Origin of the sequence: Nocardia otitidiscaviarum NBRC 14405 (genome assembly GCF_000308635.1) — a bacterium.
GTDB classification, from domain to species: domain Bacteria; phylum Actinomycetota; class Actinomycetes; order Mycobacteriales; family Mycobacteriaceae; genus Nocardia; species Nocardia otitidiscaviarum.
On the sequence record NZ_BAGD01000044.1, the window covers coordinates 77,338 to 104,190 of the forward strand.

The following is a 26,853-nucleotide window of genomic DNA, read 5'->3' on the forward strand; positions in this document are numbered from 1 at the left end:
CGCCGCTAGCCCACGTCGCGGCGCAGCAGGTCGTCGACCGTCTCGCGGCGCAGCAGTTCGCGGCAGCGGCCGCCGCCGATCGCCACGATGGGTGGGCGGCCGACGCCGTTGTAGGTGGAGGCGAGGCTGTGGTGGTACGCGCCGGTGCACGGCATCGCCAGCACCTCGCCCGGCCGCAGGTCGGCGGGCAGACGCACGTCGGCGGCGAGGATGTCGCCCGCTTCGCAGTAGCGGCCCGCGACGGTGGCGGTCATCTCCGGGCCGACGGTGTGCCGGTTGGCGACCACGGCGTCGTAGCGCGCGCCGTACAGCGCCACGCGCGGGTTGTCGCTCATGCCGCCGTCCACCGTCACATAGGTGTGGCCGTCGTCGATCCGCTTGATGGACAGCACCCGGTACAGCGTGATCCCGGCCCGCGCCACGATGGCGCGGCCGGGTTCGACGGCGATCGTCGGGCGCGGGAAGCCGTAGCGCGCGCAGGCGGCGTCCAGGGCGTCCTCGACGATGTCGGCGAGTTCGGGCAGGTTCATCTCGGCGTCACCGCACCGGTAGGCCACCGCGTGCCCGCCGCCCAGATCCAGTTCGGTGAGCAGGTGGTCGTGGTCGTCGCGCACCCGTGCCATGGCGGAGACCAGGCGGCGTACCGCCTCCCCGAACGGGAAGGTGTCGTGGATTTGCGATCCGAGGTGGCAGTGAAAGCCGACCAGGCGCAGATTCGGTTGCCGCAGTACGCGTTCCACCGCTTCGGCGGCCAGGTCGCTGCCCACCGGGAAGCCGAACTTCTGGTCGGCGACGCCGGTGCGCACGGCCGGATGCGAGTCGATGTCGATATCGGGGGAGATGCGCAGCAGCACCCGCTGCGGTGTGGTGGCCAGCGCGGCCAGCAGCGGGATCTCGGTGAGCGAGTCGATCACGATGCGACCGACACCGGCGCGCACCGCCGCCTGCATCTCGTGAAACGGTTTCCCGTTGCCGTGCAGGATGATTCGCTTGGGATCGACACCGGCCGCCAGGGCTATGGCGAGCTCTCCGGCCGAGCAGACGTCCAGCGAAAGCCCTTCGGAGGTAACCCATTCCGCTACCGCCCGGGTGAGCAGCGCCTTGCCCGCGTAGATGACCTCCGCGTCCGGGAAGTATTTGCGGTAGGCGCGGCAGCGGGCGCGCACCTCGTCCTCGGCGAGCACGTAGGTGGCGGTGCCGTACTGGTCGGCGATATCGGAGAGGGCCACCCCGCCGACGGTGATGCGGCCGTCCGTGTCGTAGTGGGTGTCGGTCGGCCAGACCGACGGGGCCAGTCGCGGCACCATCGTCGATCCCAGGGAGGGGAACATGTCGAGCAGCGTCACGGTGTCTCCAGCTGTCGTCCCCGCCGTTCGGTATGCGGGGCCGATGTCAGGACTACGCCGGTTCCGGGGGACCGGCGCATCCGGTAACGCTGCTTTGACGGCCTCCCGGTCGATCTTGACGGATTCCTGATCCTCAGCCGGTCAGCTGCCCAGCTTCTTGTAAACCGAGCCGGCGACCACCGAGGTGATGGAACGCGGGCCGAACTGCCCGGCCAGGCTCATCCCCTTGCTGAGCACGCCCGGGACGATGCGCATCCGGTTGCGGGCCAGGCCGTCGATGGAGATCTTGGCGGCGTGCGCGGCGGAGACCCAGACGAAGTCCGGGATCTTGTTGCCCACATCCTCCTGATCCGGATTGTCGGTGCGCACCGGGCCGGGGGCCAGCAGCGTGACGTGAACGCCGGTGTCCTTGAGTTCACCGCGCAGCGATTCGGAGAAGGTATTGGTGAACGCCTTGCTCGCGGCGTAGGTGGCATTGTTCGGGATGGGCATATTGCCCGCCGCCGAACCGGTGATCAGGATGCCGCCCGCGCGCCGCGCCAGCATGCCCGGCAGCACCGCCAGGGACAGATCGTGCACGGCGACGGCATTGAGTTCCATGATGTCGCGCTCGTAGTCCAGATCCAGGTCGGCCAGCGCCCCGAAGGTGGCCACCCCGGCGTTGTTGCACAGGATCGCGATATCGCGGCCGCTGAGCTCCTTGGCCAGCGGAGCCCGCTGCTCCCGATCGGACAGGTCCACCGCCCGCACCTCGGCGATCACGCCGTACTTCTCGGTCAGCCGCTGCGCCAGCTGGTTCAACAGATCCTCGCGCCGGGCGACGAGGATGACGTTGTAGCCGCGCGACGCGAGCTCGGTGGCGAGGGCGGTGCCGATACCGGACGAGGCTCCGGTGACGACGGCACGGTTGTCAGCGGTGGGTGCGGGAAGACTCACGGTTGGCGAGCTTACCCGCCTCCCCGAACCTTCAGCGCGCGGTTGACAGCCGTCGCCAGTCGTGCACGCGCGCCGGCGGTGAGTGCCGAAACCATGCTGGGCGTACCCGACGAGTTCCCATCGCCTCACGAGATCAGTTGTCGCGTCTGCGGTCTACTTCTCCATGAAAGCAATGCCCCAGTCGACATGTCCTCGCCAGACGCTGGCGATGCGGCCGCCCTGGACCGCCGGTTTGGGGTCGCCGATGGGGCCGCCGGCGGTGCGAACGGCCGTGACCGTGGCATCCAGGTCGTCGGCCATGAAGGCGACGCCGACCAGGGCTCGGGGCAGGCCGGAGGTGACGACCTCGATGAAGGCTTCGCCGACGCGGTAGAAGGCCATTTCCGGGCCGTCGGGGCCGCGCGGGTGGAAGCGGCGGCGCGGGGGCACGCCGAGGACCGCGTTCAGGTCCTCGACCGCCGTGTCCAGGTCGGGGACCCAGTAGACGATGTGGTCCACGCGGGTCACGCCGTTCGGATGCGGCGCCGCGGGCGGTGCGTCGGTCGTATCCAGCAGGGCCGGGACATCCAGCAGCGCCGGGTCGGCGTGCACCTCGTCGAAGCCCCACGCGGGTTCGCCGAAGGTGCACGTCACCTGGCCGATACGCACGGTGCCGTCGGTGACGGTGAACCCGAGTGCGGCCCAGGCCCGCTCGTCTCCGGGCAGGCCGAGGCGGGTCAGCAGCGGCATTACAGCGCCGCCGCCAGGCGGGTGCCCTGCTCGATGGCGCGTTTGGCGTCGAGTTCGGCGGCCAGGTCCGCACCGCCGATGAGATGCACCCGCACGCCCGCCGTCCGCAGCGGCTCCTCCAGTTCCCGCACGGATTCCTGTCCGGCGCAGAGGATCACGTTGTCGCATTCGATGACGCGCGGCCGCTCCCGCTTCTCGCCGAAGCTGATGTGCAGGCCGCGGTCGTCGATGCGCTCGTAGTTCACGCCGCCGATCTGCTCGACACCCTTGGCTTTCACCGCCGCCCGGTGCACCCAGCCGCTGGTCTTGCCGAGTCCCTTGCCGAAGGACGAGGTCTTGCGTTGCAGCAGCACGACGTCTCGGGCGGCGGGGGAGGGCTTGGGGGTGGTGACGAATCCGCGCACGTTCTCGTCGTCGGTGACGCCCCACTCCTCTTTCCACTCGTCCAGCTTGAGACTGGGATGCCCTTCCACGGTGAGGAATTCGCTCACGTCGAAGCCGATGCCGCCCGCGCCGATCACGGCCACCTTCTTGCCGACCGGTTTGCCGTCGCGCACCAGCTCGGCGTAGGTGAGCACCTTCGGGTGGTCGATGCCCGGGATCTTCGGAATGCGGGGCCGCACGCCGGTGGCCAGAATGACCTCGTCGTAGTTCCCGTCGATGAGCTGCTGGGCGGTGGCGCGGGTCTCCAGATGCAGGCGCACGCCCGCGACCTCGATCATCCGCGTGTAGTAGCGGATGGTCTCGGTGAACTCCTCCTTGCCCGGAATGCGCCGGGCGATGTCGAACTGGCCGCCGATCTTGTCATCGGATTCGTACAGGTCCACGTGGTGACCGCGTTGGGCCAGGCTGACCGCCGCGGAGAGTCCGGCCGGGCCCGCCCCGACCACGGCGAAGCGCCGGGTGCGCCGGGTGGGCAGCAGTTTCAGTTCGGTCTCGCGTCCCGCGCGCGGGTTCAGCAGGCAGGACACGTGTTTGGCCTGGAAGGCGTGATCGAGGCAGGCCTGGTTGCAGGCGATGCAGGTGTTGATCTCGTCGGTGCGCGCCTCCTGCGCCTTGACCACCCAGTCCGGGTCGGCCAGCAGCGGGCGGGCCAGCGAGATGAGGTCGGCGTCGCCGCGGGTGAGGATCTCCTCGGCGGTCTCGGGCATATTGATGCGGTTCGACGCGCACACCGGAATGCTCACGATGCCTTTGACTTTCGCGGTCCATTCCACGAACGCCGCGCGCGGCACCGAGGTGACGATGGTGGGCACGCGCGCCTCGTGCCAGCCGATGTCGGTATTGATGATGGTGGCCCCGGCGGCCTCCACATCCCTTGCGACAGCGGCGATCTCGTCCCAGGTCTGGCCGTTCTCCACGAAATCGGCCATGGAGAGCCGGAATACGATGATGAAATCCGGTCCGGTGGCCGCGCGCACCCGCTCGACGATCTCGGCGGCGATGCGGCGGCGGTTCTCGGAGCTGCCGCCCCACTTGTCCTTGCGCTTGTTGGTGCGCGGCACCAGGAACTGGTTGATGAAATAGCCCTCGCCGCCCATGATCTCGACGCCGTCGTAGCCCGCGAACTTGGCCAGCTGGGCGCAGCGCGCGTAGTCGTCGATGGTCTGCTCGACGCCCTTGGACGACAGGGCGCGCGGGCGGAAGGGGTTGATCGGGGCCTTGATCGAGGAGGCCGACACACTGCCGGGCATGTACGAGTAGCGGCCCGCGTGCAGGATCTGCAGGGCGATCTTGCCACCCTCGGCGTGGACCGCCTTGGTGATGGCGCGATGCCGGTACGCCTCGGTCTTATTGGTCAGTTTCGCGCCGAAGGGCAGCAGCCAGCCGGTGCGGTTGGGGGCGTAGCCGCCGGTGATGATGAGTCCCACACCGCCCTTGGCACGTTCGGCGAAGTAGGCGGCGAGCTTGTTGGTGTTCCACGCGCGATCCTCCAGGCCGGTGTGCATGGAACCCATCACCACCCGGTTGCGCAGGCTGGTGAATCCGAGGTCGAGCGGTTCGACGAGGTGCGGATAACTACTCATCGCTGAGCACTGCCTTTCTCAAGGCGCGGGCGACGGGGCTGTGTCGCCTCGCGGGTCCGTGTCCCGCCGCAGGGCGGCGAGGATTTCATCGCACCAGTCGACGAACCCCTCCTCGACGCGGATGCCGCCGCGCAGGACGAGGTACTGGTGCAGGGCCGTTCCGGAGAGTCGATCCGGTGCGGAGAAGTCCTTCTTCTCGAAGGCGCGATACAGCTCCAGTCGTTGGGCGTGCTGATCGCGCAGGCGGGCCACCTCGGTGCAGAGCGTGGGGATGTCGCCGTGTGAGGCGGCGCGCAGCTTCACGCCCAGCTCGTTGCGCATGGGGCCGATATCCAGCGGTTCGGCGATCCAGCGGGTGAGTTCGGCTCGCCCGGCGTCGCTGACCGTGTACACCTTCTTGTCCGGTCGCCCGTCCTGTGCCACGGCCTCGGCGCTCACCCAGCCATGCTCTTCCATACGCTTGAGAACGCGGTAGATCTGCTGGTGGGTGGCGTTCCAGAAGAAGCCGATGGATTTGTCGAAGCGACGCGCCAGTTCGTAGCCCGAACTGGCGCGCTCGGTCAGCGATACCAGCAACGCGTGTTCGAGGGCCATGTGCCGAGAATAACTGCGACGACTTGTACTATGCAACTCGGTGCATAGTGAGCCTGGGCACGGCCGCAGGGCCGCCGCGTGCACGGTGGCGTGTTTCCCGCCGCCGTTTCCGATTCGTCGCATACCCTGCGCTGATGGCGGAGGTTTCGGGTCAGGCGACGGTCGGGCAGGCCAGTGGCCGCGGGCAGGTGGTCGCGTGGGGGCTGTGGGACTGGGGTTCGGCGGCGTTCAATGCCGTGATCCTCACCTTCGTATTCTCGGTGTACCTCACCGACAAGGTGGGCGAGAATCTGCCCGGTGACATCTCGGCGAGCGCCTGGCTGGGGTGGGCGCTGGGGGCGGCGGGTCTTGTGGTGGCCCTCACCGCGCCGGTGAGCGGTCAGTGGTTCGACGCCACCGCCAAACGCAAACTCTCCCTGGCGATTCTGACCGGACTGACCGTGCTGAGCATGTCGCTCATGTTCTTCGTGCGCGACGACTATCACTACCTGTGGCTGGGTCTGGTGCTGCTGGCCTTCGGCTCGGCCTTCTTCGAACTCGCGAACGTCCCCTACAACGCCATGCTGCGCCAGGTCTCCACGCCCGCCACGGTGGGCCGCGTCTCCGGATTCGGCTGGGCCATGGGCTATTTCGGCGGCATCCTGCTGCTGCTCATCTGCTATTTCGGTTTCATCAGCGGTGACGGCGATTTCCGCGGTCTGTTCGGCGTCCCCACCGATACCGGCCTGAACATCCGGCTGGTGGCGGTGCTGGCGGCCGTCTGGTTCGCCGCCTTCGCCCTGCCGGTGCTGTTCCTGGTTCCGGAGTTGCCGCGTACCGACGCCGATCCCGGTGCGGCCGTGCGGGTTCGGACCGGCAGCAGACTGACCGGCTGGTGGCGCGCCCTGCTCACCTCGTACCGGGTGCTGTGGCGAGACCTGCGTGAACTCTGGCGCGTCGACCGCCGCACGGTCGGTTTCCTGCTGGCCAGCGCGGTCTTCCGCGACGGCCTGGCCGGCGTCTTCACCTTCGGCGCGGTCCTGGCCGTGAACGTCTACGGCATCGCCGACGCCGACGTGCTGCTGTTCGGTATCGCCGCGAACGTGGTCGCCGCCCTCGGCGCCGTCGTCGCGGGCCGTTTCGACGACCGCGTCGGCCCCAAATCCGTCATCGTGGTGTCACTGGTGTCCATGATCATCTGCGGCACCGCCCTACTCGCCGTCTCCGGCCCCCTCATGTTCTGGATCTTCGGCCTCCTGCTCACCGTCTTCGTCGGCCCCGCCCAAGCCTCCGCCCGCTCCTTCCTCGCCCGCCTCGCCCCACCCGGCCGCGAAGGCCAGATGTTCGGCCTCTACACCACCACCGGCCGAGCCGTATCCTTCCTCGCCCCCACCCTTTTCGGCCTTTTCGCCTACGCCTTCGACGCCGACCGCGCGGGCATAGTCGGCCTGCTGCTGGTGCTGACGATCGGCCTACTCGCCCTGCTGCCGGTGCGCGCCCCCGCGCTGCGCGCCGACTGACGGCTCACGGGCGCCAGGCGCTCATGCCGAGGGAGATCAGTCGGACCTGGCGGACGGCGGTGTCGATCAGGTGGGCGCGGTCGCGGGGGGCGGCGGTGATGTAGTCGGCTATGCGGGCGGCGACGGTGGAGACGATGAGGTCGGCGGCCAGTTCGAGGTCGTCGTGGGACCAGGTGTCGAGGGCGCGGATGCGGGAGAGGTCGACCACCAGTTCCCGGACTATGAGCTGTAGTTCGACGGAGATGGCGCCGCGCAGGGCCGCGGAACCGCCGTGGCGTTCGCGGAGCAGGAATCCGTAGAGATCTTCCTTGCCGTCGACTTGCTCGAAGACGAAGCGGACGGTCTCGGCCAGACGGGCGTCGGGGGTGCGGCGCAGTTCCCGCAGGGCCAGGCGGAGTTCGCGCACGCCCTGATCGACCAGGGTGGCGCCGAGTTCGTCGAGAGAGGTGAAGTGCCGGTAGAAGGCGGTCGGCACGATGCCCGCGGAGCGGGCGATCTCGCGCAGGCTCAGGGCGGCGAAACCGCGGTCGGCGGCGAGAGCGAGGGTGCCTTCGAGGAGCGCGGCGCGGGTGCGTTCCTTGCGTTCGACTCGGGTAGCTGCCTGCTCGCTCACGTCGATGAGCATACATGCGTTCACATTCAGTTCCTTCACGAGATGTCGCGTGGGTCACACGAACTGCTGGTTGCACTCGAGGCTGGGTACTCGGCAGACTAGTTCAGTGTACAGATGTGCACCGAAAAGTTGGCGAGCTAGTGCTCCCGGTGCACCGCAAGATCGACGGGGCGCGCCGAGGCGAACTCGGCGACGCGACAGGAGGCCCGCATGGTTGGACTGCTCGAACTGGTGCAGACGCTCACCAGCCCGCACCCGCTGGACCGCTATCTCGAGCTGGTGCGCCCGACCTTGACCGTGCGCGATATGCGCGCCGAGATCACCCACGTGCGCCGTCATCCGGGGCCGGGCAGCGCGGAGGGCTCGGTGACCCTGACCCTGCGCCCCACCCGGCAGTGGACCGGACACCTGGCGGGCCAGTACGTGCAGATCGGCGTGGTCATCGACGGGGTGCGCCACACCCGCTGCTATTCACCGGTGAATACGCAGAACCGCCGCGACCGGCATATCGAACTCACCGTCAAGGCCCACCCGAACGGCCTCGTCTCCCAGTACCTCAACGCGCACGCCATTCCCGGCATGGTGGTGGACCTGTCCCCGGCGGCTGGGGTGTTCCACCTGCCGGACCCGCGCCCGGACAAGATCGTGCTCATCAGCGGTGGCAGCGGCATCACCCCGGTGCTGTCCATGCTGCGTACGCTGGCGGCCGAGAGCTACGCCGGCCAGGTCGTCTTCCTGCATTACAACCGTGCTCCGGAAATGGTGCCGCACCGCGCCGAACTCGACGCCATCGCCATGCAGCACGGCAATGTGCGCATCGAGCTGCTGTATCCGGAACGCGATCCGGGGCACCGCTTCTCCTACGACCAGTTGGAGGAGTTCGCCCCCTGGTTCGCCGACGCCGAGACCTACCTGTGCGGCCCGCCCGCGCTCATGAACGCCGTGCGCACCGTCTACGAGGCCGAGCAACTGGCCGACCACCTGCACAGCGAGGAGTTCACGCTCTCGGTGGCACCGGCCGATCCGGACGCCGCCGAGGGTGAGGTCACCTTCTCCGGCAGCGGCGTCACCGCCGCCAATTCCGGCGCGACCCTGCTCGAGCAGGCCGAGGCCGCCGGACTCACGCCCGAATACGGCTGCCGCATGGGGATCTGCTTCTCCTGCACGGCGGTCAAGACCAGCGGGTGCACCCGCAACCTGCGCACCGGGGAGCTCGACAGCGACCCGGATCAGCCCATCCAGCTCTGCATCAACGCCCCGGTCGGGGACGTTGACATCGCCATCTGAAAAGGAGGGTTCATCATGGCGATTCTGACCGAAACCACCGCGGGACCCCTGGTCCTGTCCGCCGAGCAGGTCGAGGAGATCGGCCGCGAACTCGACGAACTGCGCGCCCGTGTCGTCGCCGATCTGGGCGAGCGCGACCGCGAATACATCTACAAGATCATCAAGGCGCAGCGCGGTTTCGAAATCGCCGGGCGCGGCCTGATGTACCTGGGCTTCCTGCCGCCGTTCTGGCTGGCGGGCGTGGCCGCCCTGGGCGTGTCCAAGATCCTCGACAATATGGAGATCGGCCACAACGTCATGCACGGCCAGTACGACTGGATGCGTGAGCCGGGCCTGAACTCGCGGGTGTTCGAGTGGGATACGGTCTGCCCCGCCGACCAGTGGAAGCACTCGCACAACTACATGCACCACACCTTCACCAACATCCACGACATGGACCGGGATATCGGCTACGGCATCCTGCGTATCGACGAGGGCCAGAAGTGGAACCCCTACTACCTCGGCAACCCCATCTACGCGTTCTGGCTGATGGTGCTGTTCGAGTGGGGCGTCATGCTGCACGACCTCGAGGCCGAGAACATCGTGCAGGGCAAGCGCAAGTGGGCGGATATCAAGCCGCTGCTGATCGGACAGTGGCGCAAGTCCGGGCGGCAGGTGCTCAAGGACTACATCGTGTTCCCGGCGCTCACCGGGCCGCTGTTCCTGTCCACGCTGGCGGGCAATGCGGCCGCCAACCTGATCCGCAACGTATGGGCCTTCTCGATCATCTTCTGTGGGCACTTCCCCTCCGGCGTACAGACGTTCACCAAGGAGGAGACCGCCGAGGAGACCCGCGGTGAGTGGTACGTCCGGCAGATGCTGGGTTCGGCCAATATCACCGGCGGCAAGCTGTTCCACATCATGTCGGGCAACCTGTCGCACCAGATCGAGCACCACCTGTTCCCGGATCTGCCCGCCAACCGCTACCCGGAGATCGCGCCCCAGGTCCGCGCGCTGTGCGAGAAGTACGGCCTGCCGTACAACACCGGTCGGCTCGGCAAGCAGATCGGCTCGGTGTGGGCAAAGCTGTTCAAGCTGGCACTGCCGGACTTCCTCGTCAAGAAGTCGCCGCAGCCGGGTGTTATCGTCATGCGGCGGGGGAAGCCGAGCGAAGTGGGCGTTTAGATGATCGGAAAATTCGAGAGCAACAAGGATCTGATCCAGGAATTGACGTCGTCGGGCGCGAAGCACGTCGGCAATATCGCGAACATCATCACCGGCACCGTGGCCGAGGTGACCCGCGAGATCGGCGACTGGATCACCGACGCCATCGAGATGCGTGAGGCCGCCGCGGCCGCCGCCCGGGACGCCGAGGCACAGCGTGCCGCGGAGGGTGATGCGGCGAGCAGTGCCGATGGTCGCGACGATGACGCGGATAGCGCTGCGCCGCAAGATATCTCGACCAAGCGTTCGCCGTCCGGCGACGTCATCGACGCCGAGGTCGTGGTTGAACCTCGCCACTACTGACCCGTCATAACGGCGCGCCACCCGGCGACGCCCCGTGTCGCCGGGTCCTGCGACCGATCATCCGCGCGGGTCACCACACCGGTAGCCGACGCCGGTGCTCGGCCACGTCGGTGATCAGATCCCGGTAGCCGTCGGCCAGCTCGGCCAGGCGATACCAGAGCAGATGAGTTTCCCGGTCGACGCCGCGCCGGCCATTGCGCCGCGCGGCGTCGTCGCCGTTCCTGGCGATGTGTTCCCGGCCGGTGCCATTGCCTCGTGCGGAATCGTCGGCACCGCCGCGTGGGCCGTCGCCGGTGTGGACCGGTGGTCCGTCACCTCGATGGGGTCCGGTGCGGGGGCGGGGGCGGCCGTCGGCCGTGGGGGGCCGGGCGGAACTGCTGGGCATGCCCAAAGCCTGTTGTGCCGCAACCCATTTCGCCGCCATTCGATCGATGACCGCGCCCAGGGTCTCGGTGTGCAGCGAGGCTCCGCTGCGATGCGCGATATTGGCGGCCACCCAGGTGTCGATGCGTTCGACGAGTTCGCCGCGGCGGGCGTCGATGTTCTCCACGAGCTGGCTGCACTCGGCGACCCGGCGGGGAGTCGCGCCGGTGGCGTGCGCGGCCTGCTGCGCGTGGCGGCGGCATTCGTGGCATCGCACCAGCTCGTGGGCGGCATCCAGGACCTCCCGGTCCGGGCGCTCGGTGGTGACGGGTTCGCGGAAGGCGCGTAACAGGGTGGCGGGCGCGGGTAGCCGCGTCCCGGAGACCGGTAGCTCGTCCCCGAAAACCGCTGCGCCGTAGTCGGTTGTCATACTTCCACCCTCGACTGTCTGTGGTGTTGGATGCGCCAGGGCCGAGGGGGTTTCGGGGAGGGGCTCCCCTCGGCTCCGGCGCAGCCCCGTATGGCGGAACGCACAGCCCACCACTCAAACGACACGGTGAAGAAACCGGGAAATCCGCGACGATGCGATGAGAAGACTGTCCGAAATACGGGACATATTCAGGTTGGCGCGACTGTCGGAGACGCGCAACCAGCGGGCGCGCGATTCGCCGAAGCTGCCGGGGAATCGTTATACACCATTACGGGACGGTCACACACGGGGTGCGGTTCGAGGCGATTCGACACCTGAGTGCCCGGCTTGCCGGCGCGGGTGGGCCACGCGCCGGGACCGTCGGCGCATGCGGCCCGGTGATCGCCAGGCGCATCGATGGCAATCCGCAGGGCGTGGCGACCGGGCCGGACGGGTCCGCGGGGATAGCCTCGATATTCGTGCCAGCATACGTGTCCTCACCGGAGCTGACCTTCGGTTTCATGTTCGCTCTGGAAGACCCGGAGCGAATCGCGGAAGTGGTGCGCACGCTCATGGTTCGCCGGACCGTGTCGGTGTTCCGGCTCGCGCACCTGTCCACCGACAACGGCCCGCCGGAGCGCTATGTCGTCAACTGGGCCGCCATTCCGCAGATCTCCATCACCACCGCCGCGCCCGAGCCGGACGAGTTGCGTACCTCGGCGACGATGCTGGTCAACGCCTTCCTGGGGGAGGACGGCGAGGTGAGTCTGTATTCGGCCGGGGCGCAGCCGCCGGGATAGGCGCGCATCGGCTTTCGTTACGGTGACACTACCCACAACGGGACTCAGCGATCTCTCAGCTACCGGCCAGTGCGCTGTAAGTCTGCGTCGGCAGTGTGGTCACGTCCACGGCGGGAAATCCTCGCCGGGGGCGCCATACGACAGAGAGGTTGATTCCATGATCCCGGTTATCATCGACACCGGTAGCGCCGCCCTGAACGGTCTGTTCAGCACCGGTTCGGCCGCGCTGCACGGCATTCTGAGCACCCTCTGGACGGGTTCCTTCGGCGGCTGATACCGCCCGCGAAGGGTTTTCGGGCTACCGCCCCGGATGCGAGCGCATCCGGGGCGGTCTTCGTGCGAGCCGTGTTCATCCCGCCAGCGCGGGCGCGCGGCGGCGCAGCAGGACCTGCTCCAGCAGCGCGACCAGCACCGCCTGCACCGATTTCCGGTCGCGCGCATCGCAATCCATGAGATGGATGGCCGGATCGATTTCCAGCGCCTCGCGCACCTCGTCGAGTTCGAACCGCTGCCCGGCGTCGAATCGGTTGACCGCCACCACGAATGGGGTGCGCCGCCGTTCGAAGAAGTCGAGCACCGGATAGCAGTCCTCGATCCGGTCGGTGTCCACCAGCACGACGCCGCCCAGGGCACCGTCGAGCAGATCGTCCCAGAGGAATTCGAAGCGCTCCTGGCCGGGCGTGCCGAACAGGTACAGCACCAGGGAGCGGTCCAGGGTGAGGCGGCCGAAGTCGAGTGCCACCGTGGTGGTGGTCTTGCCGGTGTCGCGGCCGGGAGTGTCCACGCCCACCGAGACCTCGGTCATGGCGGCCTCGGTGGCCAGCGGCTCGATCTCGGAGATGGCCCCGATGAAGGTGGTCTTGCCGACCCCGAAGCCGCCGCTCACGACGATCTTCACGGAGGAGGCCAGGGCGGGTGCGGCGGTGACGTGCTCAGAGTGCCCGGACAAGGTCCCGGATCCTTTCGATGGCGGCGGTGGACAGTTCATCGGCCCCACTGACCGATACGTGGCCCGCGCTCACCAGATCGCTGACCAGCACGCGGGCGACGCCGACCGGAACCCGCAGGGCCGCGCCGATTTCGGCGATGGAGTGGGTGTGCTGACACAACCGCACCACGCGTTCGAGTTCGAAGCGCAGCGGGGCGGACAGCGCGGCGGGGGTGGCGCGAACCAGGGTCTCCAGGCGCAGACCGTCCACCAGCGGGGTGGTGCGGCCCGCGGTCACCATGAACGGGCGTACCACGAGTTCGTCGGCGGGGTCGGGGCGGAGTTGGCTGTCGCGCGGGGCGGTGGTGGGCCGAGCCCAGCCCGCGGGCTGGTTCAGCGCGATCATGCGGGGGTCCGGGAGCCGTTGCCGATCGTTCATCGCGACAGCGACTCTCTCAGTTCGGTGATGAGCGCCGGGGTGAGCAGCGCTCCGGCGCGGTCGGCCAGCACCGCCATCTGATAGCCGACCAGTCCGACATCGCAGGTGTTGTCGGCGATGACGCCGACGCTGCTGCCGTCGGCCATGGCGGAGACGAGCAGGAAGCCCCGGCCCATCTCGATCATGATGAGCCGGAGGCCGTCGAAATCGTAACTGCGGGACGCGCTTCGGCTCAGACTGGTGAGGCCGGAGACAATGGCGGCGAGCCGGTCGGCGCCGGTGCGGTCCAGTCCGGCCGACATGGCCATGAGCAGTCCGTCCGAGGACACCGCGACGGCGTCGCGCACCCCGTCGGTGGTGCGGACGAAGTCGGCGAGCAGCCAGTTGAAGGTGTGCGGATCGGTCTCGGTGTAGTGGGTGGTCACCTGCGGTCCTCCTGGGTGTTCGACGCGCCGCGCTGATGCCCGGCACGAAATCCGGCGAGGATGCCGCGCACCTCGTCGGGGGAGCGTTGTGCGAGCGCGGCGCTGGGCTGCCGGGTCGGCGCGGGGTGCACGCTCTCCGCCGCACCGGTGTGCCCCCGAGCCTTCCGGTTCCGCTTGACGAGCCCGTTTCGAGTGCGTTGCACCTCCGTGCCGTTCGCCTCGTCCTCAATCCGAGAAGCGTTGCCCGGCAGAGGGTTCGTCACCTCGACTACCGGGGACGGGCCCGCTGTCCGATCGGTCGGTGCGTGGTCGAGTGGGAACGACTGCCGCTCGCAGGTGGCCGCGCCGTTGGTCGCGGGGGCGGACCGGTGCCCGGTCGTCGAGGCGACAGGTCCGGGCCGGTGGTGGCGGCCAGGGGTCGGCCACGCCGGGTCCGCCGACCCCGGAGCGTCCCCCGACTGCCGCACCGGCGCGGGCGAGTCCTCGGACACGTGCGGCAGGATGGCCGCGCCGTTCGATTCCCGTGTCAACGGTGCGCTGATCTTCTGGGGCGCAGTGTCTTTCGCCGTCAGTGCGGGTTGCTCCGCGCGCTGGTCCACCACCAGATCCGGCGGCAGCAGCAGTCGCGCCACCACGCCGCTGACCGGCGAGATGGTGAGCTCCACCTGCACGCCGAGGCGGCGGGCGAGGCGGCCGACCACGTAGTGGCCGAGGAAGCGGGTGGGGGCGACGAGGAAGTCGGCCTCGCCGCGCAGGCGGGCATTGGCGATGGCGAGCTGGTCCGGCGGCATGCCGACGCCGTGGTCGACGATGGCGATCAGGTAGCGCTGGCCGGTCCGCCGCCCGTAGATCTCCACCTCCAGATCCGGTGGGGAGAAGGACAATCCGTTCTCGATGAGTTCGGCGAGCATATGCGCCACCTCGCTGACCGCCGAGCCGACGACGGCGATCTCGTCCACCCGCCGCAGCACCACCCGGCGGTAGTCGTCCACCTCGGACAGCCCGGCCCGGATCACATCGCTGAGTGGAATGGGCTCCGACCAGCGCCGTGGGCTGGCCTCCCCGACCAGTACGAGCAGGCTTTCGGCATTGCGGCGCATGCGCGTGGCCAGATGGTCGAGTTCGAACAGGTTGGACAGTGCGGTGGGATCCAGTTCCGCCCGCTCGAATTCGCTGATCAGCCCGAGCTGGCGACGCACCAGATTCTGATTGCGCCGTCCCAGATTCGCCAGGGATTCGGTCGTATTGCGCCGCAGCAGCGCCTGTTCCGAGGCCAGGTCGAAGGCGGTGGTCTGGACGCGGTCGAGAGCCTGTGCCACCGAGACGATTTCCTCGCCCGCCCCGGCACTGACCCGTACCGGTGGCGGCGGCGCGGGGTCCGCGTCCGCATCCCGGTGCCAGGCCGCGATGAGTTCCGGCAGCCGATGACCTGCCACGTCGTCGGCTTCCGACGCCAGTCGCGCCAGCGGCCGCACGATGGAGCGCACGGTCGCCACCACCAGCGCCACCAGTGCCAGCACGGCCAGCAGCGCCGCGAGCACGTACCCGCCCAGCAGCAGCGCGGCCCGGTCCCGCAGGGTGTCGGCGCGAGCGCGGATATCGGCTGCGACCGACTGCTGCACCTCGTGTTCGAGGTCGACGACGGCCGTCATCTGCCGCCACCAGTCGGCGGTGCTCACCGGTTCCAGCAGCGGTCCCGCGGTGGACGCGATGGCGACGGCCTCGGCAGCGCCGGCACCGACCGCGTCCTCGGAACGCATGGCGGCGATGAGCAGGGCGCGCTGCTCGGGAGTGGCGTCGCGGTCGAAGGCGGTGATCGCGGCCTGTTTGGCGGCCCGGATATCGAGGAACCGCACGTATTCGCCCGGTTCGAAGCCGCCCGCGGCGAAGACGCCGTGCAGGAACCCGCGCTCCTGTCCGGTGTATTCCTTGGCGTCGCCGAGTGCGTACAGCGCCTGGAGTCCGTGCCACAGTTCGGTGTCCCGGGCCTTGTCGAGTCCGGGCCGGGCCTGGTTCAGTGCGGTGATGGCGCCGGTATAGAACTGGAAGGAGGCCGAGCGGTCGATGCGGCGGGCGTCGACGTCGGCGCGGTTGGCGCTCAATCCGGCCACATGCGTGAGTGCCGAACGCACCTGGTCGGCACCGGCGGGCCGCGCGGCCACCGCGCGTTCGAGCGCCAGCAGGGCGTTATCGGTGGCGGCGCGCTGCTGCTCCACCACCGGCCGCAGCGAATCATCGCCGCCCTGAAGCCCATTGGTGAGGCCGCGCTCGCGCTGCGCCTCGTGTACCAGATTCTGGACCGCCAGGGCGAGGGTGACCGCCCGCACGGTCGACCCGGTGTCGCGGTAGGCCGCGACCTCCCGGGAGATGATGATCGCGAGCAGTCCGAGCACCATCGCCACCGATACCAGCAGGATGCGCCGCAGCCGGGCGCGGATCGTGCGCGGCCGTACCAATGCGGTTGCCAGCGCGCGCTTCCCGCTACCGTTCGGCAGCAATGCCGCAGGTCGGAATAACACCATTCGACTCCTGCTCGATCGGTTACCGTGTCGAGGACGGCATGTCACATGCGCACACGATCCTGCTCGGGCGGGATGTGGAGTTCGGGTCCGGCGGGAAACAACGAGATGTCCATCGGCTCACCGCCGTGTCGGCGGTACGCGAGAGCCGCGGCGGTTCGGCCGGTCGCCGCGGGCGGTATCGCGGGGATTGTTACGAGCCGAGCGGTTTCGCGCTGGATTCGTAGATGCGCCGCACCACATCCTCGATATCGGGTTCCTCCAGCGACAGGTCACGCACCTGGGTGCGGGCCGAGATGGCGGCCAGCAGCTCCGCGGCCGTGGTGCGCTCGGAGTCGAAGGCGAACCGCTGCCGCAGCCCCGCGCCCTCGCTGTCGAGCAGTTTCGCGCCCGGCAGGTCGGTGAGTTCGGCGGCGGGCTCGACCAGGTCCACGGTCAGCACCCGCTGCGCACCGACGGTGGCGGCCAGTCCGGTCAGCGAGCCGTCGTAGACGAGACGGCCGCGGTCGACCACCAGGACGCGCTCGCACAGTCGCTCGATATCGCCCATATCGTGGGTGGTGAGCAGCAGCGTGGTGCCGCGCCGGGTGCGTTCGTGGCGCAGGAATTCGCGCAGACGCTGTTTGGACAGCACGTCCAGGCCGATGGTCGGTTCGTCGAGGATGACCAGCTCGGGCGAATGCAGCAGGGCCGCGGCGACTTCCGCGCGCATGCGCTCCCCGAGGGAGAGCTGCCGTACCGGAGTGTCCAGGGTCTCGGCCATCTCCAGCTGCTCCACGAGTTCGTCCAGGCGTCGCCGCGCCGCCGACTCGGGCAGCCGGTGGATGGCCGCGAGAATCGAGAAGGATTCGCGCAGCGGCAGATCCCACCACAGCTGGGAGCGCTGTCCGAACACCACCCCGATTCGAGCGGCCAGTTCCCGCCGCTGCCGGACCGGATCGAGCCCGCAGGTGCGCACCGTCCCGGACGAGGGCACCAGTATGCCGGTGATCATCTTGATGGTGGTCGACTTCCCGGCCCCGTTCGCGCCGATATAGCCGACCGCGGCGCCCGGTTCGACGCGAAAGCTCATGGCGTCCACCGCCGTCAGCTCCTCGCGTCGTCGCCGCCAACGCCCCTCGCGGCGGCGCAGGACGAAAGTCCTGGTCAGTTCCTCGATATCGATGATCTGTCCGGTCATCCGCCGCCTCCCTGGTAGTGCCTGGTCCCCAGCCGCCACAGTCCCAGCGCCGCCGCCCACACCCAGATCGTCGCCAGCGGTGCGGCCCAGGCCAGCCAGGACGGCAGCATGGCCGGGCCGGGGAGGTCCAGCAGTGCGATGGTCGGCAGATAGGAGGTGAAGGCCACGGGTACCAGGAATCCGAAGATGAGTTTCATCGGTGTGGGGAACACCGAGGTCGGTTGCATCGAAGCGTAGGAGCCGCCGTAGGTGAAGGAGTTGGTGAGCTCCGCGCCGTCGATCAGATAGAACTGGAGCCCCGCCGCGCAGACGAACAAACCCGCGAAGATCGCGATCCCGGACAGCAGCGTCAGTGCGAACAACGCGAGATGCGCTGGGGTCCAGTCGATGTCGTTGTGGGCGATGCCGAGGCCGAGGATCGTCACCGCCACCGCGAGCCGGGCGATGCGGCGCAGCGCGATATCGCTGGTGGCCAATTGCAGCAGCAGCGGCTGCGGGCGCAGATAGAACGCGTCCAGCTGTCCCATGCGGATGTAGTTCGGCAGCGTGTCGAGGTGTCCCACCAGCATGTCCGCCACCGTGAAGGCGGTATTGCTCAGGCCGAACAGCAGCAGCATGGCGGTGAGGTCGAGCCCGCCCAGCCGCGGCACATTGGCGAAGATCACGTACATCTCCGCGAATTCGACGAGGCCGATGAGGAGCGCGCTGCACAGGTCCAGCCCGAACGACAGCGGGTAGGCGCGTTGCGCGCGCAGCCGGGATGCGAGCACGGCCCGATAGGGAGCCAGTCGCGAGGGCGCCTCACCCACCCTGCACCTCCAGCTTGCGCTGTCCGGCGCGCAGCAACAGTTGCCCGGCGGCCAGCAGTGCGAACAGCCAGCAGAGTTGCGCCCCGACCAGTCCCACCGCGTGCCAGCCGACGGTGCGCCCGGAGAGCACGTCGATGGGCCATTGCAGCATGGACGGGAACGGCGTGCAGTAGGCCAGGATGCGCAGCCACTCCGGGAACAGGTGCACCGGTGCGAAGAGTCCGGCCAGGAAGGTGCCGAGGATCATGTGCAGCGTCCGCAGTCCGCGCGTCTCCACCACCCAGAACCCGGCCAGGCATACGGTGAACAGCGACAGGAACGATACGGCGATGGCCAGGACGAGACTGATCGCGCCGAGCAGATAGGGTCCCGGTGTGGCGGGCACGGCGAGTCCGAAGGTGATCGCGCCGATGAGTACGCTGGGCAGCCCGCGCGGCAGCAGGGTGTAGACGGCGCGTCCGAAGTATTCCGCCAGGTGCGCCAGCTGGATGTCGATGGGGCGCAGGAAGTCGATGGCGACATCGCCGGACTTGATGCGCTCCACGATATTCGGCACGCCCCAGAATGCGATGGCGCCCAGCAGTCCCTGCGACAGCCAGGTGTAGGCGCCGATGGTGCCTTCGTCGTAGCCGCCGAAATCACTGCCGCTGTCCACGGCGGTCATCAGCACGGCGGCGCGGACGAAGCCGAAGACCACATTGGTGATCAGGCCCGCGACCATGGCCAATCGGTAATAGGACTGTCGGCGGAATCCCGCCCGGACCAGCTGCCAGTAGATCCCTACGTCAGCACGCACAAGACGTCGACAGTATGGTGGCCGCGCCGATGGCGCAAAGGATTTATTCTGGCCACCCCGCCGGGATTCGGCGAAAACGGTCCGATCCGCCGTCCCGCAGTGATAGAAACAGTCACGTTTCACTTTGCTGCACTGCGAGGACGCCCATGACCACCGCCGAGACGACCGTGTTCGAGACGCTCGAATCAAATGTGCGCGGCTACTGCCGGTGCTGGCCGACGGTCTTCGCGACCGCCCGGGGGGCCTGGCTGACCGATGAGAGCGGCAAGGACTATCTCGACTTCTTCGCCGGGGCGGGCGCGCTCAACTACGGGCACAACAATCCGATCCTGAAGCAGGCGCTCATCGACTACCTGCTCGCGGACGGGGTCACGCACAGCCTCGACATGTCCACCGCGGCCAAGCGGGGATTGCTGGAATCCCTGCGCGAGGTGGTCCTCGACCCGCGCGAGCTGGACTACAAGGTGCAGTTCCCCGGCCCGACCGGAGCCAATGCGGTGGAGGCGGCGCTCAAACTGGCCCGCAAGGTCACCGGCCGCGGCACCGTCCTGAACTTCACCAACGCCTTCCACGGCATGACCCTGGGCGCGCTCGCGGTGACCGGCAATGCCGCCAAGCGTGCGGGCGCGGGTGTGCCGCTGGTGCACGCCACCCCCATGCCCTACGACGGCTACCTCGGTGCGGCAGACGATTTCGCCTGGATGCGCCGGGCGCTCGACGACTCCTCCTCGGGCCTGGACCGCCCCGCCGCGGTCATCGTGGAAACCGTGCAGGGTGAGGGCGGGGTGAACGTGGCGCGCGCCGAATGGCTGCGACAGTTGGCCGAACTGTGCTCCGAGCGCGGCATCCTGCTCATCGTCGACGATGTGCAGATGGGTTGCGGGCGCACCGGCCCGTTCTTCTCCTTCGAGGTCGCGGGTATCACCCCCGATATCGTGACGCTGTCGAAATCCATTGGCGGATACGGACTTCCCATGGCGCTGGTACTCATGAAGCGGGAACTCGACCAGTGGACGCCTGGCGAACACAACGGCACCTTCCGCGGTAACAATGCCGCCTTCGTGACCGGTGCCGCGGCGCTGCGCCACTACTGGTCCGACGGCGCGCTGGAAGCCGCGACCCTGGCGAAGGGGGAGCGGGTGCGCACCGGGCTCACCGCCCTGGTCGCGCATTTCGACGGCGTGTCCACGCGCGGCCGCGGCCTCGTGCACGGGCTGGTTTTCGCGGAAGCCTCCGAGGCCGCCAAGGTCAGCCAGATCGCCTTCGAGATGGGATTGCTGGTGGAGACTTCCGGATCCGAGGACGAAGTGGTGAAATTGCTGCCACCGTTGACGATTACGGACGAGGAGCTCGACCACGGCCTGGACCTGCTGGGCCGGGCGCTGGACGCCGTGCGCCACGCCCACTGACCCCGCGCCACCCGGCGCGTAGACGTCGGCCCACCGCCCACACCGGTGTGTCGACAGGGGGCCGGGCTCCCAGCTGCGGAGGGAGCCCGGCTTCACCCTGTGCCGAGCCGATCGCATGCGCGTCACGTCGACGTGTGCGCCACCGGGCTCAGCGCCGGAATTCCTCGACCGGCTGGAATTCCGCCGCGCGGTCCCCGACCTCGTTGCGGTACCACTGCTCCCGCCGGTGGCGCTGCACGCGGTCGGCGACGGCATCCAGTCCGGGGATGGTGCGCCGCAGGGTTTCCGCGCCGAAGATGAGTGGGGCCTGGACGATGGGGTGCAGCACCCAGGGGAAGCGGCGCGGCATGGTGTGGCGCGCGTAGGTGGACGGCAGCAGCCAGACGCCGGTGTAACCGATCTGCATCCGGTAGTTGATCTCGTCGCGCAGTCGTTTGCGCCACGGCGTCCCGGGCTTCGGTTCGAAGGCGGGCAGATACGACTCCACCAGCTCCGCGCCGTCCGTGCCCGCGGTGTGGGCGCGCTTGACGAAGGCCGCGAACATGAGCCGCACCGATTCCTGGAAATCCCGCGGGTACCACCGCGGCTGTACACCCAGCAGATGTCCCACGTATCGCCAGAAGTGCAGTGTCGCTTCGATTTCGCGCACCGTGGTCTGGTGCCCGATGCTCCACAGCGCCAGACCGGGTACCACGCTGCCGCCCATCAGGGTGAGCGTCGCGTCGCCCACGCTGATCGGCACGCCCCAGGCGTCGTAGTCCCATTCCGGTCGGGCCATGAGCTTGCGGCGGATGAATACGTGCATGATCCGGACCCGCATGGCGGTCTGCCGTCCCCGAGCGCCGGGGTCGAGTCCGCCGGGTTCGGATACGTCGATCCAGAAGCGCACGGTCTCCAGCTGCCGTTTGTGCGCCCGGTCGCCCGCGTAGCCGCCGGTGTAGGACAGCGGTTTGGCGATGGAGCTCTCCGAATACATTTCCAGGGTGCTGGTGGTGGCGAAGCTGAATACCGAAGTGCCCCACCGTCGGAACACCTGCGCGCCCTGGGCGACCAGTTCCGGGTCCAGCCAGTCCGGCGGCGTCTCGAACTCCTCGAACAGCCGGATGAGGGAGGGTGGTGCGTCGGGCACCGAATCCACGCCGTACTCCAGGGCCCGGTCGAGCATGGCCCGGCCCGCCTTCGGGCCGGGCTCACCCAGGTACACCTCGTCCACGAACGCCTCGGCCACCGGGTCGGCCTGGTAATACGCCTCCCCGAAGGCGCGCACCAGGTCCTCCGAGGGTTGCGGGTCGAATCGGAAGACGGTGCGGAACATGCGGCGCGCCTGCTGCACCCGAGGATCGGCGAGCCGGTCCCAGTAATGGAATTCGGTGGGGATCACATTCTCGCGGGCCATGTCTGCAGCGTAAAGTGAGCTGATGCTCAGGTTCTACTCACTTTTCGTGGCGAACCGGTTCCATGGCTGAAACCGGAAATCACCGGCGTAAACGTCCGATGCAGGAGCGGGCCCGGGAGTCCCGCGAGCGCATCGTCGCGACCGCGGCTCGACTTTTCGCCGAACGCGGAATCGCCGACACCTCCACCAATCGGATCGCCGCCGGCGCCAATATGAGCATCGGCACGCTCTACCGCTACTTCACCGACAAACACGAGATCGTGGAGGTGCTGCGGGCCCGGCTGCTCGCGGAACTGGAGGAGCGGTTCACCGCGGCCGTACTCGACGGCATGGGCCTGTCCCCACGGGATTCGGTGGCCACCAGCCTGCGCGCCATCGTCGCGGTGCTGGCCGAGCGGGAGCCGCTGGTGCGCGCGCTCACCGCCGACGCGACGGTGGACGGCGCGGGCTTCGGCGGCCTGGAACGCCGCCTGCTGCTGCTCACCCGCGCCTACCTGCTCCAGCAGTTGGGGCCGCTGCCCGATCACGATCTGGACGTCCGTGCCTTCGTCATGGCCAATGCGGGCCTGGCCGCGGCCCTGCGCATCGGCCTGAAACCGCCGCCGGAGCTCGACCGCGACCGGCTCATCGACGAGACCGCGGAGATGATCGGCGGCTGGGTCAGCCGTTCCTGATCCGTTGCACAGGCGCTTCACCCGAATCGGGTGAAGGGGCGAAGGTGCGGCGGGGTAAGAATGGGAGGCCATGAACGGCGAACTCGATCGGTTGTCGACGCGCGTCTCGCGCCGCACCGTCCTCGGGCTGGCCGCCGCGGCCGGTGTCACCCTGGCCGCCTGCGGACGTTCCGACGACGGCGCGGGTGCGACGTCGACCGACGCCGCCGATCTCCGGGGGATCGCCGCCGACGCCTACGTCTTCGGCTACCCGCTGGTGCTCATGGACGCCACCCGCACCGCGTTCGAGGCCATTGTCCCGACGAATCGCTTCCTGCACGCCGACAGCCTGCCCACCCCGGCCCGTCGCGATCTGGTGCGCGTCAATATCGACACGCTGTACTCCATCTCCTGGCTGGATCTGGCCGCGGAGCCGATCGTGCTGCGGGTGCCCGCGGTGGAATCGGGCCGGTTCTGGGTGATGCAGTTCCTGGACGCCTGGACCAATACCGTGCACAGTCCGGGCAGCATCCAGCCGCGGGTGGGGCCCGACGCGCCCGGACCGCCCTATACGTACGTGGTCACCGGGCCGGGGTGGGCGGGAGAGGTGCCCGACGACGCCGTACGCCTGGAGATGCCGACGCCCACGGTGTGGCTGATCGGCCGCATCCAGGTCGACGGCGTCGAGGATGTGCCCGCGGTGCGGGCCCGTCAACGCGAGTTGGCGCTGGTGCCACTCGGTGACTGGCTGGCCGGGCGGCCCGCCCCCGAGGGATCGGTCAAACCCGTCGAGACCACGACCCCGCCCGCCTTCCGGGTCGGCAGCATGGACGCGAGCAGCTTCTTCACCCGCCTGTGCGCGCTCATGGCGGTGAATCCGCCCGCGCCGGAGGACGCGCCCGCCCTGGCGCGTTTCGCGCGGATCGGCATCCGGCCCGGGGGAGCGGTCACCGGGATCTCCGCCGCCGACCTCGCCGCGGGGGTGGCCACCGCCCGGCGGCAGCTCCCGACCTACACCGATCCGGATACCACGGTCGCCAACGGCTGGGAGTACTCCACCGAACTCGGCGACTACGGCACCGACTACCGGTTGCGCGCCCGGGTGGCCCAGCAGGGTCTGGGCGCGAATCTGCCCGAGCATGCGATCTATCCGAATCTGGACGGGCTGGCCGACACCGACGGCACGCCCAACCGTTACCGGCTGCGCTTCCCGCCGGATCAGATCCCGCCCGTGGACGCCTTCTGGTCGATCACCGCCTACGACGGCGACGGCTTCCTGATCCCGCATCCCTCGGGCGTGCACTCGGTCGGTCACCATATTCCGCCGGTGCCGAATCCGGACGGGTCGCTGGAGATCGCGGTGCAGTACGAGCATCCCGGTTCCGCTGTCCCGCCGGGCAATTGGCTGCCCATTCCGGACGCGGGACCGTTCTCGCTGACCATGCGCCTGTACGCGCCGCAACCGAGTGTGCTGCGCGGCGAATGGCGGCCGCCCGCCCTGGAGCCCGCGCCGTGAACGGTCAGTTGGTCTGGATACCCGTGGCGATCTTCACCACGACCTGATCCGGCGTGACCTCCTGCACGGAGACGTTCATGCCGTCCGCGGGCTGCGTCTCCCCGGCCGGCACCGACACCTCCTGTCCGGCCACCTTCAACGTCACCAGATTGCCGTTCACGGCAACGAGTTCCGCCTCCACCCCCAGCACGCTGGCCTTGGCGTTCACACCCCGGTCGAAGGTGATGGTGCAGCCGCTGACCTGGCACTCGGTCTTGGATCCGGGGCCCTCCGAGGTGCAGGCGGCCACGCCGAGCGGGGTCAAGACGGCACAGGCGGACAGGGCGATCAGACGTCGAATGCGCACGCGGTCAGTGTAGAGCGAAACCTCACCTCCCCCGGCCGCTACCGCCACTTCTGACGGAACGGGAACGGGCGCGGGGCTGGCGACTGACGCCGAAGTAGGGCTTGCACTCTCCTGTGGGGAGTGCTAAATAATATCTATGTCAGCAGACACAAGTTATCTAATCCACTTCGAATGAGATTGGAGTGAGTTGGAGTGGCGACCATGCTGATGCGCGCGGATCCGTTCCGCGATCTGGACCGGTGGACGCAGCAGGTGTTCGGCACGGCGGCACGTCCGGCGGTGATGCCGATGGACGCCTGGCGTGACGGCGACGAGTTCCTGGTGGAGTTGGATCTGCCCGGCATCGACCCGGACTCCCTGGATCTGGATGTCGAACGCAATGTGGTGACGGTGCGGGCCACCCGCCCGGAACTGGACTCGGACCGTTCGATGATCGCCGCGGAACGCTCCCGCGGCGTGTTCAGCCGACAGCTGTTCCTCGGCGAGAGCCTCGATACCGAGCGGATTCGCGCCGACTACCGAGACGGCGTGCTGCGCTTGGTCATTCCGATCGCGGAACAGGCCAAGCCACGCAAGATCGAAGTCGCCCGCCCCGAGCGCGAGCGCCAGGCCATCAACGCCTGACCCGTACCCGGCGACGGGCCCCGAACTCGCGTCGTGCAGACGCCGAGATATCAGTCGCGCACGGAAGTGAGGTGGTGCCTGTCCATTCGAATCGCTCGACAGCCGTTTCGCGGCCGACACGCGTTGTCACGCCTGCCTCCGGCACTCCGCGGACACCTTCGTGATCGGGTGACCCGCTGTGCACGGTCACCGTTGTGGCGCAGCAGGCGACCCGCGTCGGTCGCCGCGACACGGCAGATATCTTCCCTCGCGAACGCTTCGTTCGACTCCTCCGTTACGGGTGGGCCCGGTCGATGCCGGGTCCACCCGGCCCCTGTGGATTTCGAGCCTTTCGTATGTCCGAGGAGGTATTCGGCGCTATGACAGTCTTTTTCACCGATACCGGCCGCACTGCCGATCCCGCCGCGGCGGGCGCGTTGTTCGCGGCCTTGTGACCGCCACGGCCTGTTGTCGCCGGTACGCGAATGGCCCGCATCCGTGGTGGATGCGGGCCGTGTCGCCTGCTCAACGTTCGATCAGCTTGCGCCGCATGCCCTCGGTGGCGATGACCAGGGCGGGCACCAGGGTGAGGTGGGTGATCGACAGGGCGATGGTGGAGGCGGTGTCGAAATCGGCGTCGACGGTGAGCGCGATGGTCGCGACCGCCAGGAGTGAACCGATCACGGCCGCGGTTCGCAGCACGCCCACCCACTTGTAGGACAGCAGTGCGGCGGCGGTGAGGCCCACCAGCATCGGAACGACGGTCAGGATGACGATGCCGCCCGGCGCGACGGATTGCGTCACGCCCTCGTTCGTCATTTCGAAGGAACCGCCCGCGGCGGCACCGATCAACCAGACAACCAGGTTGACCGCGACGGCGGCCGTGATCGAGCCGAGTACGGCGACCGGGCGGCTCAGCGCGGGGACGGTGATGGCGTCGCGGGCGGTGCGGGTGGTGGTCGTGGTCGTCATGATGATCTCCTGAGTCGAAGCTGTGCAGTTCGTGTGAGACCATCCTGAAACCTCAACAATCATTCAGGTCAAGCCGCTTCGGAGTGGAGTGCCGCGGATCACAGCACCGCGTGGCCGGTGGACCCGAACCGGCCCACGACTATGCTTCTGCGCCTATGGCCCTGAGTGCGACGATGTACAACTTCTCCGTCAACCTGGCCGACGTCGATCGCGGCGTCTACCAGGAGGTCGAGCTACGCGTCGCTCGCCACCCATCCGAAACACCCGCGTTCATGCTGACCCGGCTGCTGGCCTACTGCCTCGAATACACCGAGGGCATCGCCTTCAGCGAAGGCGGCGTCTCCTCGACCGACGAACCCGCGGTCCTCGTCCGCGACCTCACCGGCCGCATCACCGCCTGGATCGAAGTCGGCGCACCCGACGCCGAAAGACTGCACCGTGGCAGCAAACTCGCCGACCGCGCCGCCGTCTACACCCACCATCGCGACCCCGCCAAGGTGCTGGCTCAACTCGTCGGCAAGAAGATCCACCGCGCCGAGGACATCCCGGTCTACAGCCTGGATCGAACCTTCGTCGACGCGGCCGCCGCGACGCTGGACCGTCGCAATGCCATGAGTGTCTCGATTACCGAACGCCTGCTGTACTGCGAGATCAACGGCACCACCCTGACCACGCCCGTCGAGGAACTCCGTCTGGTCTAGCGGGACCTCGGATGGTTAACCCGCAAGTCCGGGCGTGGATATCGTCATCATC

At 68.4% G+C, this 26,853-nt stretch carries 27 protein-coding genes; 10 read left to right on the forward strand and 17 right to left on the reverse strand.

The window, feature by feature from the left end:
• Positions 1-5: 5 nt before the first annotated feature.
• The 5 genes from lysA to ON31_RS08000 all read right to left on the reverse strand — a co-directional run bounded on the left by lysA (position 6) and on the right by ON31_RS08000 (position 5,632).
• On the reverse strand, positions 6-1,346 hold the full coding sequence (gene lysA / locus ON31_RS07980) for a diaminopimelate decarboxylase (protein ID WP_039811002.1): 1,341 nt from the start codon (positions 1,344-1,346) through the stop codon (positions 6-8).
• Between the two features lie 141 nt (positions 1,347-1,487).
• On the reverse strand, positions 1,488-2,282 hold the full coding sequence (cmrA, locus tag ON31_RS07985) for a mycolate reductase (RefSeq protein ID WP_029926843.1): 795 nt from the start codon (positions 2,280-2,282) through the stop codon (positions 1,488-1,490).
• Positions 2,283-2,435: 153 nt separating this feature from the next.
• The gene (locus ON31_RS07990; protein WP_039811004.1) at positions 2,436-3,011 is read right to left on the reverse strand and encodes a VOC family protein; all 576 of its coding nucleotides are present in this window, start codon (positions 3,009-3,011) and stop codon (positions 2,436-2,438) included.
• Positions 3,011-5,038, reverse strand: a complete 2,028-nt coding sequence (locus tag ON31_RS07995; RefSeq protein ID WP_039811005.1) for an NADPH-dependent 2,4-dienoyl-CoA reductase — start codon at positions 5,036-5,038, stop codon at positions 3,011-3,013. The genes ON31_RS07990 and ON31_RS07995 overlap by 1 nt, the downstream gene beginning before the upstream one ends.
• Before the next feature lie 18 nt (positions 5,039-5,056).
• Positions 5,057-5,632 carry a PadR family transcriptional regulator gene (locus ON31_RS08000; RefSeq protein ID WP_029926848.1) on the reverse strand — a complete coding sequence of 192 codons (576 nt, stop codon included), beginning with the start codon at positions 5,630-5,632 and terminating at the stop codon, positions 5,057-5,059.
• A gap of 134 nt (positions 5,633-5,766) precedes the next feature.
• Here ON31_RS08000 and ON31_RS08005 point away from each other — a divergent pair, with 134 nt between their 5' ends.
• Positions 5,767-7,131: an MFS transporter gene (locus ON31_RS08005; protein ID WP_029926850.1), complete on the forward strand. Its 1,365-nt coding sequence runs from the start codon at positions 5,767-5,769 to the stop codon at positions 7,129-7,131.
• Between the two features lie 4 nt (positions 7,132-7,135).
• Here the strand turns inward: ON31_RS08005 and ON31_RS08010 are convergent, their stop codons facing one another.
• Complete coding sequence (locus ON31_RS08010) at positions 7,136-7,756, reverse strand: TetR family transcriptional regulator (protein ID WP_029926853.1); 621 nt, start codon at positions 7,754-7,756, stop codon at positions 7,136-7,138.
• Positions 7,757-7,954: 198 nt separating this feature from the next.
• Between ON31_RS08010 and ON31_RS08015 the strand changes: the two genes are divergently transcribed.
• From ON31_RS08015 to ON31_RS37785, 3 genes are read left to right on the forward strand one after another with little or no spacing between them, the layout of a single operon-like run.
• Positions 7,955-9,031: a ferredoxin reductase gene (locus ON31_RS08015; protein WP_039811007.1), complete on the forward strand. Its 1,077-nt coding sequence runs from the start codon at positions 7,955-7,957 to the stop codon at positions 9,029-9,031.
• A gap of 15 nt (positions 9,032-9,046) precedes the next feature.
• The gene (locus ON31_RS08020; RefSeq protein ID WP_051036973.1) at positions 9,047-10,195 is read left to right on the forward strand and encodes a fatty acid desaturase family protein; all 1,149 of its coding nucleotides are present in this window, start codon (positions 9,047-9,049) and stop codon (positions 10,193-10,195) included.
• Positions 10,196-10,537: a hypothetical protein gene (locus ON31_RS37785; RefSeq protein ID WP_039811011.1), complete on the forward strand. Its 342-nt coding sequence runs from the start codon at positions 10,196-10,198 to the stop codon at positions 10,535-10,537.
• A 70-nt stretch (positions 10,538-10,607) separates the two neighbouring features.
• Here ON31_RS37785 and ON31_RS37790 read toward each other — a convergent pair whose 3' ends face one another.
• Positions 10,608-11,330 carry a DUF4254 domain-containing protein gene (locus ON31_RS37790; RefSeq protein WP_051036974.1) on the reverse strand — a complete coding sequence of 241 codons (723 nt, stop codon included), beginning with the start codon at positions 11,328-11,330 and terminating at the stop codon, positions 10,608-10,610.
• Positions 11,331-11,788: 458 nt separating this feature from the next.
• Between ON31_RS37790 and ON31_RS08035 the strand changes: the two genes are divergently transcribed.
• Positions 11,789-12,109, forward strand: a complete 321-nt coding sequence (locus ON31_RS08035; protein ID WP_039811086.1) for a hypothetical protein — start codon at positions 11,789-11,791, stop codon at positions 12,107-12,109.
• A 349-nt stretch (positions 12,110-12,458) separates the two neighbouring features.
• On the opposite strand, the gene ON31_RS08040 is transcribed toward ON31_RS08035, so the two are convergent.
• The 7 genes from ON31_RS08040 to ON31_RS08075 all read right to left on the reverse strand — a co-directional run bounded on the left by ON31_RS08040 (position 12,459) and on the right by ON31_RS08075 (position 19,205).
• A complete protein-coding gene (locus tag ON31_RS08040) occupies positions 12,459-13,019 on the reverse strand; it encodes a GTP-binding protein (RefSeq protein ID WP_029926863.1) in 561 nt (186 codons plus the stop codon).
• Between the two features lie 22 nt (positions 13,020-13,041).
• Positions 13,042-13,476: a DUF742 domain-containing protein gene (locus ON31_RS08045; RefSeq protein ID WP_039811015.1), complete on the reverse strand. Its 435-nt coding sequence runs from the start codon at positions 13,474-13,476 to the stop codon at positions 13,042-13,044.
• The gene (locus ON31_RS08050; protein WP_039811017.1) at positions 13,473-13,901 is read right to left on the reverse strand and encodes a roadblock/LC7 domain-containing protein; all 429 of its coding nucleotides are present in this window, start codon (positions 13,899-13,901) and stop codon (positions 13,473-13,475) included. Before ON31_RS08050 ends, ON31_RS08045 begins: the two co-directional genes overlap by 4 nt.
• The gene (locus ON31_RS08055) at positions 13,898-16,423 is read right to left on the reverse strand and encodes a sensor histidine kinase (RefSeq protein WP_081592289.1); all 2,526 of its coding nucleotides are present in this window, start codon (positions 16,421-16,423) and stop codon (positions 13,898-13,900) included. Before ON31_RS08055 ends, ON31_RS08050 begins: the two co-directional genes overlap by 4 nt.
• Positions 16,424-16,613: 190 nt before the next feature.
• Positions 16,614-17,600: an ABC transporter ATP-binding protein gene (locus tag ON31_RS08065; RefSeq protein WP_039811022.1), complete on the reverse strand. Its 987-nt coding sequence runs from the start codon at positions 17,598-17,600 to the stop codon at positions 16,614-16,616.
• The gene (locus ON31_RS08070; protein ID WP_039811024.1) at positions 17,597-18,409 is read right to left on the reverse strand and encodes an ABC transporter permease; all 813 of its coding nucleotides are present in this window, start codon (positions 18,407-18,409) and stop codon (positions 17,597-17,599) included. Before ON31_RS08070 ends, ON31_RS08065 begins: the two co-directional genes overlap by 4 nt.
• A complete protein-coding gene (locus tag ON31_RS08075; RefSeq protein WP_039811026.1) occupies positions 18,402-19,205 on the reverse strand; it encodes an ABC transporter permease in 804 nt (267 codons plus the stop codon). Before ON31_RS08075 ends, ON31_RS08070 begins: the two co-directional genes overlap by 8 nt.
• Positions 19,206-19,351: 146 nt before the next feature.
• On the opposite strand from ON31_RS08075, the gene ectB reads away from it, so the two are divergent.
• Entirely contained in the window at positions 19,352-20,614 is a 1,263-nt protein-coding gene (gene ectB / locus ON31_RS08080; protein WP_039811029.1) for a diaminobutyrate--2-oxoglutarate transaminase, read from the forward strand.
• A 148-nt stretch (positions 20,615-20,762) separates the two neighbouring features.
• Here the strand turns inward: ectB and ON31_RS08085 are convergent, their stop codons facing one another.
• A complete protein-coding gene (locus ON31_RS08085; RefSeq protein WP_039811031.1) occupies positions 20,763-22,010 on the reverse strand; it encodes an oxygenase MpaB family protein in 1,248 nt (415 codons plus the stop codon).
• Positions 22,011-22,072: 62 nt separating this feature from the next.
• Here ON31_RS08085 and ON31_RS08090 point away from each other — a divergent pair, with 62 nt between their 5' ends.
• Positions 22,073-22,684 (forward strand): TetR/AcrR family transcriptional regulator, encoded by a 612-nt coding sequence (locus ON31_RS08090; protein ID WP_039811033.1) that lies wholly within the window; start codon positions 22,073-22,075, stop codon positions 22,682-22,684.
• 70 nt (positions 22,685-22,754) lie between these two features.
• Entirely contained in the window at positions 22,755-24,179 is a 1,425-nt protein-coding gene (locus ON31_RS08095) for a DUF1254 domain-containing protein (protein ID WP_039811036.1), read from the forward strand.
• 4 nt (positions 24,180-24,183) lie between these two features.
• On the opposite strand, the gene ON31_RS08100 is transcribed toward ON31_RS08095, so the two are convergent.
• A complete protein-coding gene (locus tag ON31_RS08100) occupies positions 24,184-24,525 on the reverse strand; it encodes a hypothetical protein (RefSeq protein WP_029926885.1) in 342 nt (113 codons plus the stop codon).
• Between the two features lie 201 nt (positions 24,526-24,726).
• Between ON31_RS08100 and ON31_RS08105 the strand changes: the two genes are divergently transcribed.
• Positions 24,727-25,149 carry an Hsp20/alpha crystallin family protein gene (locus tag ON31_RS08105; RefSeq protein ID WP_039811091.1) on the forward strand — a complete coding sequence of 141 codons (423 nt, stop codon included), beginning with the start codon at positions 24,727-24,729 and terminating at the stop codon, positions 25,147-25,149.
• Between the two features lie 504 nt (positions 25,150-25,653).
• Here ON31_RS08105 and ON31_RS08110 read toward each other — a convergent pair.
• On the reverse strand, positions 25,654-26,100 hold the full coding sequence (locus ON31_RS08110) for a DUF6069 family protein (protein WP_039811038.1): 447 nt from the start codon (positions 26,098-26,100) through the stop codon (positions 25,654-25,656).
• 155 nt (positions 26,101-26,255) lie between these two features.
• Between ON31_RS08110 and ON31_RS08115 the strand changes: the two genes are divergently transcribed.
• Entirely contained in the window at positions 26,256-26,801 is a 546-nt protein-coding gene (locus ON31_RS08115) for a YaeQ family protein (RefSeq protein ID WP_039811040.1), read from the forward strand.
• Positions 26,802-26,853: the final 52 nt, after the last annotated feature.